The following is an 11,934-nucleotide window of genomic DNA, read 5'->3' on the forward strand; positions in this document are numbered from 1 at the left end:
GCCCGATCTTCCCCGCAACCGCTTTCCCTGTGATCGGAGCTGTGCATGAACAAACGGACGTTACTGGCCTGGGCTGGCGCTGTAGCCGGTGTGCTGGCTGCTTGCTATGCGTTAGTGGGTAGCGGTTCGGCGCCACCCGCCGCGGCGGCGTGGCCGGCGACCAAGGTGGCGCTGGCCACGGCCGAGCAGGTGCCACTGGCGCGGCAGCACTTTGCTTCGGGGGAGCTGGAGGCGGTCAACCAGGTGCAGGTAGCGGCCGAGACGGCGGGGCGCATTACCCGCATTGCCTTCGAGTCGGGGCAGGCGGTAACCGCCGGGCAGTTGCTGGTGCAGTTGAACGACGCGCCGGAGCAGGCCCAGCGGGTGCAGTTGCGGGCGAAATTGCGTAACGCTAACGTGGTGCTGCAGCGCAGCCGCAAGCTGCGGGCGATGAATGCCGTGTCGCAAGAGTTGCTGGACAACGCCGCCACCGCCGTGGACGTGGCCAGCGGGGAGCTGCAGCATGTCGAAGCGCTGATCGCGCAGAAGGCCATTCGCGCACCGTTTACCGGCAAGCTGGGCATTCGGCGGGTGCATCAGGGCCAATACCTGGACGCCGGCGAGGCCATCGTCAGCCTGGCCGACATCAGCCAGTTGCATGTGAATTTTGCCGTGGGCGAGCAGGCCGCCCCCGAAGTGCACGTCGGGCAAGTGCTGGCGCTGACGCTGGACGCCGTACGCGGGCAAGGCTTCCAGGCCCGGGTGGTGGCGGTCGATCCGGTGGTCAGCAAGGCGCGCCTGGTGCAGGTGCAGGCAGCCTTGCCGAACCCGGACGGGCAGTTACAGCCGGGCATGTACGCTGGCGTGCGCCTGGATGCTGTGCAGCCGTCGACTGTATTGGCGGTGCCGGAAACCGCGATCACCTACGCCGCCTATGGCCAGACAGTATTCGTTGCCACTCAGGACGCGGCGCATGGTACCCGGGTCAGCAGGGTGCGGGTAACCACGGGTGAGCGCTGGCAGGGGCGGGTGGAGGTTACCTCCGGCCTGGCGCCCGGTGACCGGGTGGTGGTGTCTGGCCAGTTGAAGCTGAGCGACGGCATGTCGGTCGAGCCGGTGGCGCAGGACAGCTTGCAGGCCAACCTCGGAGGCCGGCAGCGGTGAAATTTACCGATCTCTTCGTGCGCCGCCCGGTGCTGGCGCTGGTGGTCAGCAGCCTGATCATCCTGATGGGGCTGTTTGCCATGGGCAAGTTGCCGATCCGTCAGTACCCGTTGCTGGCAAGCTCGACCATTACCATCAGCACCGAGTACCCCGGCGCTTCTGCCGAGCTGATGCAGGGCTTCGTGACCCAGCCGATTACCCAGGCGGTGTCGTCGGTCGAGGGCATCGACTACCTGTCCTCGTCGTCGCAGCAGGGGCGCAGCCTGATCACCTTGCGCATGGTGCTCAACCGCGACTCGACCCAGGCGCTGGCCGAGACCATGGCCAAGGTCAACCAGGTGCGCTATCGCCTGCCGGAAAAGGCGTACGACCCGGTGGTGGAGCTGTCGGCAGGCGACTCCACCGCCGTGGCCTATGTGGGTTTTTCCAGCTCCAGCGTGTCGATCCCGGAGCTGAGCGATTACCTGTCGCGGGTGGTGGAGCCGCAGTTCTCAGGCATCGACGGCGTGGCCAAGGTGCAGTCGTTCGGTGGGCAACGCCTGGCCATGCGCCTGTGGCTGGACAGCGAGCAGATGGCCGGGCGCGGGGTGACGGCAGCGGACGTGGCGCAGGCGGTGCGGGCCAACAACTACCAAGCGACGCCGGGCCAGGTGCGTGGGCAGTACGTGCTGGCCGATATCCAGGTGGACACCGACCTGACCCGGGTCGAGGACTTCCGTGAGCTGATCATCCGCAACCATGGTACCGACCTGGTGCGCCTGCGCGATGTCGGCACCGTCGAGCTCAGTGCGGCGGCCACCCAGACCAGCGCTACCATGGACGGCAAGCCTGCCGTGCACCTGGGGCTGTTCCCCACGCCGGCCGGCAACCCGCTGGTGATTGTCGAGGGCATTCGCCAGCTGCTGCCGCAAATCCAGCAGACCCTGCCGCCTGGGGTGAAGGTGGCGCTGGCCTATGAGACTGCGCGCTTCATCGATGCTTCGATCCATGAGGTGTTGCGCACCCTGGTGGAGGCGATGCTGATCGTGGTGCTGGTGATCTGGTTGTGCCTGGGTTCGTTGCGCAGTGTGCTGATCGCGGTGGTGGCCATTCCGCTGTCGATGCTCGGTGCCGCGGGCCTGATGCTGATGTTCGGCTTCAGTCTCAATCTGCTGACCTTGCTGGCGATGGTGCTGGCCATCGGTCTGGTGGTGGACGATGCCATCGTGGTGGTGGAGAACGTGCACCGGCATATCGAAGAGGGCAAGTCGCCGGTTGCTGCGGCATTGGCCGGGGCGCGGGAAATCGCCGGGCCGGTCATTGCCATGACCCTGACCTTGGCGGCGGTGTATGCGCCGATCGGGCTGATGGGCGGGCTGACCGGCACGCTGTTCCGCGAATTCGCCCTGACCTTGGCGGGGGCGGTGATCGTGTCCGGCATTGTGGCGCTGACCTTGTCGCCGGTGATGAGCTCGTTGCTGTTGCAACCCGGGCAGCAGCATGGCGCGATGGCCAACATGGCCGATCGGTTGTTTGCTGCTTTGACCGGGGCCTATGGACAAGTGCTGGCCTACTCCCTGGCGCATCGCTGGATCAGCGCTGGTGTGGCGCTGCTGGTGTGCCTGAGCCTGCCCTGGCTTTACCTGCTGCCCCAACGCGAGCTGGCGCCACCCGAGGATCAGGCCGCGGTGCTGACCGCCATCAAGTCGCCGCAGCATGCCAGCCTCGAATATGCGGAACGCTTTGCGCTGAAGCTCGACCAGGTGATGAAGTCCATCGCCGAAACCACCGACACCTGGATCATCAACGGCACCGACGGCCCGGCCGCCAGTTTCGGGTGCATCAACCTCAGCGCCTGGCAGGCGCGCGAGCGGTCCGCGGCACAGGTGCAGGCACAGCTGCAGCAGGCCGTGGCGGATATCGAAGGCAGCAGCATCTTCGCCTTCCAGGTCGCTTCGCTGCCGGGCTCCAGTGGTGGCCTGCCGGTGCAGATGGTGCTGCGCAGCGCCCAGGATTACCCCGAGCTGTACCAGACCATGGAAGTGCTCAAGCAACGCGCCCGCGACAGCGGCCTGTTTGCCGTGGTGGACAGCGACCTCGACTACAACAACCCGGTGGTCAAGGTGCGTGTCGACCGGGCCAAGGCGGCCAGCCTGGGCATCAGCATGCAGGCCATTGGCGAGTCGCTGGGGGTGCTGGTGGGCGAGCAATACCTCAACCGCTTTGCCCTGTTCGGGCGCTCCTATGATGTGATCCCGCAGAGTATCCAGGACCAGCGCCTGACGCCTGCGGCGCTGAACCGCCAGTATGTGCGCGCCGAAGAGGGCAGCCTGGTGCCGCTGGCCACGGTGGTGCACCTGGATCTCGAAGTGGCGCCCAACCGCCTGTTGCAGTTCGACCAGCAGAACGCCAGTACCCTGCAGGCAATCCCGGCCCCGGGTGTGTCGATGGGCAATGCCGTGGCCTTTCTCGAACAGCTCACCGCCGAGTTGCCACCGGGCTTCAGCCACGACTGGCAATCGGAATCGCGCCAGTATGTGCAGGAAGGCTTTGCCTTGATGTGGGCGTTTCTTGCTGCCCTGGTGGTGATCTACCTGGTGCTGGCGGCGCAGTACGAAAGCCTGGTTGACCCACTGATCATCCTGGTGACTGTGCCGCTGTCGATCTGCGGTGCGCTGCTGCCGCTGGCGCTGGGCTGGGCCACGCTGAACATTTACACGCAGATTGGCCTGGTGACGCTGATCGGCCTGATCAGCAAGCACGGTATCCTGATGGTGGAGTTCGCCAACGAGATCCAGGTGCGCGACAACCTCGACCGTGCTGCCGCCATTGTCCGTGCCGCGCAGATACGTTTGCGGCCGGTGCTGATGACCACCGCAGCGATGACCTTTGGCGTGCTGCCGCTGCTGTTTGCCAGCGGCGCCGGGGCCAACAGCCGCTTCGGGCTGGGGGTGGTGATTGTGTGCGGGATGCTGGTGGGCACCTTGTTTACCTTGTTCGTGCTGCCGACCCTCTATGCCTGGCTGGCGCGCGATCACCGGGTGACCACGGTGCGGGGGCAGCAGTTGCTGGAGGCCGATCGGGTGTTGGGCATGTGAAGTGAGGGAACAGGAATATCGGGGCCGCATAGCGGCCCCGGTTGCACGATCAGGACGGTGAGCGAACCCGGCGCATCTGGGTCACCAGGGTGAAGCGGTCATCCGGGTGCACGGTTTCGGAAACCGCCATCAAATCACCGTTTTCCTCGCGGTACTGGCGGATGATTTTCAGCCCCGGTGAACCCGCCTCGGCCTTCAGTGCTTTGGCCAGCTCTGCCGTCAGCAACACTGCCCGTACCTGCTGGTCGACCACCGCGATTGACCGGCCAACGTGCTGCTCGATCAGCCCTGCAATCAGCTGGTCGGGGTGCTCGCGGGCCCGCTCGATGACCTCGGCATAGTCGCGCTGTGCGTACACATCGATCCAGCACAGCGGTGCGGCATTGTGCAGGCGGTCGACGCGAATGCTGGACACGCAAAAGTAGTGCTCCCCCGGTACCAGCCCCAGCCGCGCCGCCTCGCTCAGGTCGGCGACGAAATGGCGCACGTCCTGGATTTCCCGCTGCTGGGTTTCGGCCAGGTGGGCCAGGTCGGCCACGCTGGCCAGCGACTGCGAATAGCCGCCGCGCGGGCTGCTGGCCTCTACCCGGGTGCCTACGCGCTTGCGCCGCGACACCAGCCCCTGGTCGAGCAGCTGGTTGATCGCGGCGCGCACCGTGTGCCGGCTCACATCGTAAAGGTCGCACAGCTCGAACTCGGTCGGCAGCAGGCTGCCCACCGGGTAGCGGCCGTTGGCGATGCCATCCATCAAGTCCTTTGCCACGGTGGAGTAGCGCGTCGGGTTCATACCTCTGGTCTGTCTCGTAAATTTCATCGGTTGGCAGTGTAACAGCGACAGGGATATGTTCGGCACCGCCGAAATGCGTGCGGTGCTGGGCCGCGCGCCGGGTGCGGCACTCTAAACGCATGCTCCGACAGGGAGATGTGTCGGCGTCACAATTGGTGTTTTGACCGTAACAGCAATGCCGCTACTGCACACCCGACCAACGCCAGGCACGCCAGGTAGAACGCATCACTGTAAGCCAGCAGGTAAGCCTCCCGCCGAATCGTCCCGGCCAGCCCCTCCAGCATCTGCTGCTGGTGCGGCAACCAGCTCTGTACTGTCTGGTTGATGCGCTCTTGCACGCCAGGCGCGAACACTGTCACCTGCTCGTGAATGCGCTCGCTGTGAAAGCGCTCACGGGTGGCCACCAGTTGCGTCAACCCGGCCGTGCCGATGGCTCCCCCCAGGTTGCGCAGCATGGAGAACACCGCCGAGGCCGAGCCGGCTTCACGCTTGTCCAGCCCGGCCACCGCCAGCACCGACAACGCCACCATGATGAAAGGCTGGCCAATACCGCGCACCACCGTGGACGGGATGATCACGTTGTCGGCACTGTCGGCGCTCAGGCTAGCCCCCAGCCAGCAGCCCAGGGCCATGATCAGAAAGCCGCTGGCGACCATGAACTTGGCGCTGGTCCAGCCCATCAGCCGGGGCATCAACGGCGCCAGCAGCAGCTGCACCACGCCATAGGCGATCAGCGCCACGCCGACATCGTGCGCGCTGAAACCCTGCAGCTGCGACAGGTAGTTGGGCACCAGAAAAACCAGGCCGAATGTGGCGGCGCCAAAGATGAACATCGCCACGCTGGCGACGCCGAAGTTGTAGCGCCCGAGCAAGCGCAGGTTGATGAAGGCGCGCTGGCCGAACAGCTGGGTCACCACGAACACCACCAGGGCAATGGTGGCGACCACACTCATGGCGACGATGAATGGCGAGCCGAACCCGTCCAGCCGGCCGCCTTCTTCCAGCACGATCTGCAAGCCACCCAGGCCGATCACCATGGCGGCGATACCCAGCCAGTCACCTTTGCGTAGCAGCTCAAGCTTCATGGGCTTGGCCTCGATCGACCAGGCGATGGCGAACAGCAGCGCAAGGCCGGGGAACAGTTGCAGATAAAAGATCCAGCGCCACGAATAGGCATCGGTCAGCCAGCCACCAATCGATGGCCCGGCCGCCTGCGCCACGCTGTTGGCCAGGCTGAACAGCGCCATGCCCATGGCCATCTTGCTGGCCGGCAGTTCGGTGATGATCAGCTGGAACGACAGGGGGATCAGCACCGCGCCCGCAGCACCCTGGATCACCCGGATGGCAATCATCGCCTCCAGGTTGGGCGCCCAGGAACAGGCCACCGAAGCGATCAGGAAGATGAGCGAGCCGGTCCACATCACCCGGCGCAGCGAGAACACGTCCACCAGCCAGGCCGTCAGCGGAATCATCACGATTTCCGCTACCAGGTAGGCGGTGGAAATCCAGGAGCCCTCTTCGAAGCTGGCGCCCAGCGAGCCGCGGATTTCCGGCAGTGCGGCGCTGGTGACATGCACGTTCATGCCGGCCATGAAGCACCCCAGCAGGCCGCCGAGCACCGCTACCCAGGCGCGCAGTGTGACCGTTGGTTCAGTGCCCATCGGCCACCTCTGCGGGGCGCGTGTCGACCGTGCTCACCACGGACATGCCGGGCAGTACCTGCGGGCCATCCAGCGGTGTGTCGAGCAGAATACGCACCGGGAAGCGCTGGACAATCTTGGTGAAGTTGCCGGTGGCATTGTCCGACGGCAGCAGTGCGAAGACATTGCCGGACGCTGGCGAGAAGCTGGCCACATGGCCGCGCAGTGGCTGGCTGACGAAGCTGTCGACGCGGATTTCTACCGGCTGCCCCGGGCGCATGTTGGCCAACTGGGTTTCCTTGAAATTGGCCACCACATAGGCCTGCTGCAGGGGTACCACGGCCAGCAGCGGCTGGCCCGGCACCACGTACTGGCCGGCACGTACGCGGCGTTGGCCGACCACGCCCGTGATCGGTGCGCGGATCACGGTGTCCTGTTCGTCCTGCTCGGCCAACTGTTGGCGGGCCTGCGCGCGGGTCAGCGCTGCCGCGCGCTGTTGCAGTTCGGCGTTACCCTGGGCTGACCGGGCCTTGGCCATGGCCAGTTGTGACCGTTGTTGGCGCACCGCGGCCTGGGCACCTTGCAGCGCGGCTTGTGCCTGGGTGGCATGGGCGCTGGCGGTTTCCAGGCGCTGCACGGTCGCGGCCTCGTCTCGCACAAGGCCACGGTAGCGTTGCATGTCCAAGTCACTGCGCCGCTGTTCGGCAGTGGCACTGCGCATGGCTGCTTCAGCCTGCAAGATGGCTTGTTGTTGCTGGTTGATACGCTCGCTGGCCACCTGCTGGCGGGCCTGGGCGGCGATCAGTGCCGCCTGGGCCTCGGCCACACCTGCCCGTGCCTGGTCGAGGCGGGCGCGGTAGTCGCGGCTTTGCAGGCGCACCAGTACATCGCCGGCTTTCACGGGCTGGTCGTCAGCCACTGCGACCTCGGCCACGTAACCGGCCACACGCGGGCTCAGGGCTACCCAGTCGGCGCGGACGTAGGCGTCGTCGGTGGTCTCCAGGTAGCGGCCGGTGGTGAGCCAGTAGCTGGTGAAGGCCAGCAGGGCGATTGCTGCCAGGCTGCCGCTGGTGGTGTAGGCCAGGCGGCGACGGGATCTGGCTTTGGCCCGCGGTTCAGTTTCGGCTGGTGCGGTTTGTTCTACGGCAACATTCATGTACGGTTTCCATGCTTGATTTTTGGGGCTGCTGTGCAGCCCTTCGCGGGCACGCCCGCTCCCACAGGGATGGCGTTTTCTTCGGGCGCTGCGCAGTTCCTGTGGGAGCGGGCGTGCCCGCGAAGGGCCGCTAAGCGGCCGCATTTGTTGTTACCTGAAGCTACCACCGCCCGCCCAGGGCGCGGAACAGGTTGACCTGTGCCTGCGCCAGCCGCCCTCGGGCTTCTACGTGGCTGGCCCGCAGGCGTATCAGTTCTCGCTCGCTGTCGAGCAAGGCCAGCCCGTCCAAGGTGCCGGCGCGGTAATTGCCCTGGGCCAGGGCATAGCCGCGCTGGCTGTGCGCCAGGGCTGCATCCAGTGCCTGCAAGCGCTGCTGTTCGCCGTCGTAGCGGGCCAGCGCCTGGCGCACCTCTTTCAGCGCGCTCAGCGCCACACCGTGGTAACGGGCGACCTGAGCCTGTTGCAACGCCTCGGCTTTGCCGACCCTTGCGCGGTTGGCCTTCATATTCGGAAACTCCCAACGGATCAGCGGGCCAATGCCGAACATCACCGCGCGGCTGTCGCCGAGGTTGGCCAGGTGATGGTCCGAGGAGGTCAGCGAAGCGCCGAAGCTGACCTTCGGATACAGGTCGGCCCGGACGATGTCGGTTTCCAGGGTGGCAGCCTGCAGTTCCCGTTCTGCCTGGCGCACATCCGGCCGGCGTTCGAGCAAATGCCAACCATCGCCGGCCGGTAGCGGCGCCGACAGCGTGGGGATGGTTGTGCAAGTGGTGGTGTCGGCCAGCGAGGCCTGGCCACTGAGCATGCCAAGTTCGTAAAGCGCCATCTGCCGCCCGGCTGCGAGCATCGGCAGCTGCGCCCGCACTTGTTCCCGTAAGCCCAGCAGGCGCTCGCTGTCGAGGGCAGTGGCCACGCCGGCCTGGCGCTGGCGTTCGCTCAGTTGCACGCTGTGGTCGAGGGTTTGCAGGGACTGCTTAGCCTCGTCCAGGCGCGCCGTGTAGATGCACTGGTCGAGGTAGGCGCGGCTGGTCTGGGCGACCACTTGCAGGCGCACCAGATCCAGCGCCGCAGCGCTGGCTTCGGCCTGGGCCCGGGCGCGCTCGATGGCAGCACGCACCTGGCCCCAGACATCCACCTGATAGGCCAACTCGATGCCTGGGTTGAATTGCCATTGCGACGGCGCGTGGCTGTCGGTCGCCTCGGCCAGGGTCTGGTCATCGGCGCTCTTGCCATAGGTGGCGGCAAAGTCCATCGAGGTTGACGGCCAGCGCCTGGCATCGAACTCGCCTATCCCCGCCAGCATGGCCTGCACATTGGCTTCGGCCTGGGCCAGGTCCTGATTGTGCGCCAGGGCTTGCTGTACCCAGTGGTTAAGTTGCGGGTCCTGGAACAGCGCCCACCATTGTTGGGGCAATGGTTGCCGGCTGACACCCGCCGGCACATTCGCCAGCGGGTTGGCCAGCAGCGCTGCGGGTGGCTCGGCAGGTGCGGGTTGCCGGGTGCACGCCGCCAGCACGCCGAGTATGGCGAGTACGGCAAACCGGGCAGGGAAGGGAAATGAAGGCAGTAAGGGCATCACACATGTCGCTCAAGGGTGGTGATGCGAGGTTAACGAGGGTGGGGCGCCCGCCGCTGCCGCAAGCGGGACAACCCTGCGCGCAAGTGGGACAACCTGGAGCTCAGTACCCGCGCGCGGTACTGTTTTGCCAATCACTCGGCGCGTAGCCGAGGATGCGCTTGAACATGGCGGCAAAGGCGCTGGCGCTCTGGTAGCCGTGCTCCAGCGCCACGTTCAGGATTGGTTGGCCATCGGCCAGGCATTGCTGGCTGAGCATCACCCGGGCACGGGCGCGCCATTCGCCATACGACATGCCCACCTCACGCTGGAACAGCCGTGCCACGCTGCGGGCACTCATGTTCAGTTGCGCGCCGCATTGTTCCAGCGTCAGGTCCTGGGCCGGGTCCTGCAGGAAGCGCTCGCACCAGGCGCGCAGTTTCGCCTGGTGCGGCAACGGCACAAAGGCATCGATGCGCCTGGCAGTGGCCAACTCAAGCTGGATCAGTGCCCGCACGTGCTCGCCGTCACGCAGGTCGAGCATGCGTGACGCAGCCAGGATCAGTTCGTGCAGCAGGCCGGTTACCACGATGACCTGGCAGCGCTCGATACGTGCTTCGAGCAGCAAGGTCCGCATGCAGACCACGCCTTCCATGCGGATGGCATGGCTGACCCCGGCGGGCATCCACAACGCATGCCCGCCAGGGATCACCCAGCTACCGCCTTCGCTGCTGACCCGCATGACGCCGCTGGCGGCGTAGATCAGCTGATCTTCGGCGTGGCAGTGGCTGGCCACTTCTTCGCCGTGTCCGTAGTCCATTTCCAATGCTTGCATGCGGGGCATCCTCGGTATTGGATCCGATTATACGGCGGTTTATTGATGCTTGATTGCGAAGGTTGGCGGTTCGGCGCAATTATTCATCGCCTGCGAGATCGAGCGCCGCCCGCGCGGCGCTCGGTCTTGTAGGCGCTGAAAATGTTGCGGCAAGCACCTGGTGGCCCTGACCGATCCCTTGGCAGGCACCTCAAAGCCATCCCCTGTAAGACATTTCTGAACATGAAACCAAACGCTTCAGAATCAACCCGCTTAGGAATTATCCTACGCGCGCTGCTGAACTATCGCCGTTGTCGGCGAAGTACCTCAGGGATAACGTTTTCGCGTCGCTCCGGCGACCGGGCATGAGAACCCGACAGTCAAGCTAGCAGCACCTTCATGGTGGCCGTACGTGGGCGGGCTTTCGCCTGGCCGGGCCTTTGCTAGCTTCTGCCCGGTTTTCTCACACCTGCGTACGGCTGCCGCCTTCAATCCATGAGAAAGATTCAGGTGGTGGTTCCTTCCCTAGAAGCTGGAATTACACAATGAAAAAGCTCGTCCCCGATCCACAGGATCTGCTGCGGGTCCAGCCCGGCATTCCTATCGATGATGCCTATGAGCAAGTTTCGATCCTGCTGAGCTACATCAAGCATCTGCTGCGCGAAGGCGATATGGAGGACGACCACAAATTCCTGGGCGCCGCCGATTACCTCACGGCGTTGGCCAAGGCATTGATGAACGAAGTCGAACTGACCAAAAATACCTTGCGCTGAACGGCTGCCCTGGGGGGCCGCTTTGCGGCCCTTTTTGCGACACATGGCCCGATGGACCGGTCCATCGCGGTGTGTGCCTTCTAGTCATGTCTTGGTGGGCAAGCTCATATGCAGCAAGGGGAACGGCCGGCCTTCGCCATCCAGCGGCGAGCGGCCGGTCTGGACGAAGCCGTAGTGCTCGTAGAACCCTGTTGCCTGGGGGTTCTGCTCGTTGACATCGACACTCATCGCGTTACGCGACTGGCGGCCAAAATCCAGCAGCGCACGGCCAATACCCTGGCCATGTCGCTCGGGGTCGACGAAGAGCATTTCCACGTGGTTTTCATTGAAACCGATGAAGCCCAACGGCTGGTCATCGGTATCTACTGCAACCCACAGCTCGACGGCCGGAAAGTACACGTCTTGCAGCTGTGGCAACAGCGCGTCGATGTCGGACGGTTGCAGAAAGTGGTGTGTGGCGCGTACGGCGCGCAGCCAGATGTCGAGCAGCTGCGGGAAGTCTGCAGCAATGCCTTGGCGAATGATCATAGGGTCATCCTGAATGTATAGATGGCAGATGGGCGCGCCAAAAGGTGGCGGCCATGCAGGTGTCGGCATCATGAATGACCGCTTCGCGATTTAACGCCTGGGCGGTGCACGGCAGGGGAAGCCGGAAGGGAAGATGGCAGAAGGTTACCCGGATTGCGCAGTGTGGGGCAATGCAGCCTGAGTCGGGTTTCCGGTTTTTACTCGACCGCAATCCATATCGATGCTGGAATTGAGTCCGCACGTCATGGCCATGGCCGGGAGCCCCAATGAACCGCAACGAACTGCGCAAGGCCGATATCAACCTGATGGTGGTGTTCGAAGCCCTGATGCAGGAGCGCAACCATGTCCCCGGTTTAAAATGTCAACGATGTCTCCGGTCTGTACCCTGGACAAGCCCGCTCCCACAAGTAGCGTGCTTGCGCCCTCATAGAACGACCGCCAGCCCGTTTATCCAGCACGGG

9 protein-coding genes are annotated in these 11,934 nt (G+C 64.8%); 3 read left to right on the plus strand and 6 right to left on the minus strand.

Annotation, left to right across the window (positions count from 1 at the left end):
- Positions 1-45 precede the first annotated feature (45 nt).
- Together AC07XM_RS08115 and AC07XM_RS08120 are read left to right on the plus strand one after the other, a co-directional pair.
- Positions 46-1,143 (plus strand): efflux RND transporter periplasmic adaptor subunit, encoded by a 1,098-nt coding sequence (locus AC07XM_RS08115; protein ID WP_096425789.1) that lies wholly within the window; start codon positions 46-48, stop codon positions 1,141-1,143.
- Complete coding sequence (locus AC07XM_RS08120) at positions 1,140-4,220, plus strand: MexW/MexI family multidrug efflux RND transporter permease subunit (protein WP_102689355.1); 3,081 nt, start codon at positions 1,140-1,142, stop codon at positions 4,218-4,220. Before AC07XM_RS08115 ends, AC07XM_RS08120 begins: the two co-directional genes overlap by 4 nt.
- 49 nt (positions 4,221-4,269) lie before the next feature.
- On the opposite strand, the gene AC07XM_RS08125 is transcribed toward AC07XM_RS08120, so the two are convergent.
- From AC07XM_RS08125 to AC07XM_RS08145, 5 genes are all read right to left on the minus strand, one after another.
- Positions 4,270-5,007, minus strand: coding sequence for a GntR family transcriptional regulator (locus AC07XM_RS08125; RefSeq protein WP_070086450.1), 738 nt, complete (start codon positions 5,005-5,007; stop codon positions 4,270-4,272).
- A gap of 146 nt (positions 5,008-5,153) precedes the next feature.
- Positions 5,154-6,668 carry an MDR family MFS transporter gene (locus AC07XM_RS08130; RefSeq protein ID WP_102689356.1) on the minus strand — a complete coding sequence of 505 codons (1,515 nt, stop codon included), beginning with the start codon at positions 6,666-6,668 and terminating at the stop codon, positions 5,154-5,156.
- Complete coding sequence (locus AC07XM_RS08135; RefSeq protein ID WP_102689357.1) at positions 6,658-7,803, minus strand: HlyD family secretion protein; 1,146 nt, start codon at positions 7,801-7,803, stop codon at positions 6,658-6,660. The genes AC07XM_RS08130 and AC07XM_RS08135 overlap by 11 nt, the downstream gene beginning before the upstream one ends.
- Before the next feature lie 160 nt (positions 7,804-7,963).
- Positions 7,964-9,379 carry an efflux transporter outer membrane subunit gene (locus AC07XM_RS08140; protein WP_102689358.1) on the minus strand — a complete coding sequence of 472 codons (1,416 nt, stop codon included), beginning with the start codon at positions 9,377-9,379 and terminating at the stop codon, positions 7,964-7,966.
- A gap of 103 nt (positions 9,380-9,482) precedes the next feature.
- Entirely contained in the window at positions 9,483-10,193 is a 711-nt protein-coding gene (locus AC07XM_RS08145) for an AraC family transcriptional regulator (protein ID WP_016485577.1), read from the minus strand.
- A 524-nt stretch (positions 10,194-10,717) separates the two neighbouring features.
- On the opposite strand from AC07XM_RS08145, the gene AC07XM_RS08150 reads away from it, so the two are divergent.
- Positions 10,718-10,945, plus strand: a complete 228-nt coding sequence (locus tag AC07XM_RS08150; protein WP_023048213.1) for a DUF3077 domain-containing protein — start codon at positions 10,718-10,720, stop codon at positions 10,943-10,945.
- An 84-nt stretch (positions 10,946-11,029) separates the two neighbouring features.
- On the opposite strand, the gene AC07XM_RS08155 is transcribed toward AC07XM_RS08150, so the two are convergent.
- Positions 11,030-11,473, minus strand: a complete 444-nt coding sequence (locus AC07XM_RS08155; protein WP_016485579.1) for an acetyltransferase — start codon at positions 11,471-11,473, stop codon at positions 11,030-11,032.
- Positions 11,474-11,934: the final 461 nt, after the last annotated feature.

This window comes from Pseudomonas sp. GW460-LB5 (genome assembly GCF_059423245.1).

What these genes read in the sequence shown, in the direction of transcription:
- AC07XM_RS08140 (WP_102689358.1), bottom strand. Translation starts at nt 9,379, where the DNA reads ATGCCCTTACTGCCTTCATTTCCCTTCCCTGCCCGGTTTGCCGTACTC.
- AC07XM_RS08115 (WP_096425789.1), top strand. Translation starts at nt 46, where the DNA reads ATGAACAAACGGACGTTACTGGCCTGGGCTGGCGCTGTAGCCGGTGTG.
- AC07XM_RS08125 (WP_070086450.1), bottom strand. Translation starts at nt 5,007, where the DNA reads ATGAACCCGACGCGCTACTCCACCGTGGCAAAGGACTTGATGGATGGC.
- AC07XM_RS08130 (WP_102689356.1), bottom strand. Translation starts at nt 6,668, where the DNA reads ATGGGCACTGAACCAACGGTCACACTGCGCGCCTGGGTAGCGGTGCTC.
- AC07XM_RS08135 (WP_102689357.1), bottom strand. Translation starts at nt 7,803, where the DNA reads ATGAATGTTGCCGTAGAACAAACCGCACCAGCCGAAACTGAACCGCGG.
- AC07XM_RS08145 (WP_016485577.1), bottom strand. Translation starts at nt 10,193, where the DNA reads ATGCAAGCATTGGAAATGGACTACGGACACGGCGAAGAAGTGGCCAGC.
- AC07XM_RS08155 (WP_016485579.1), bottom strand. Translation starts at nt 11,473, where the DNA reads ATGATCATTCGCCAAGGCATTGCTGCAGACTTCCCGCAGCTGCTCGAC.
- AC07XM_RS08150 (WP_023048213.1), top strand. Translation starts at nt 10,718, where the DNA reads ATGAAAAAGCTCGTCCCCGATCCACAGGATCTGCTGCGGGTCCAGCCC.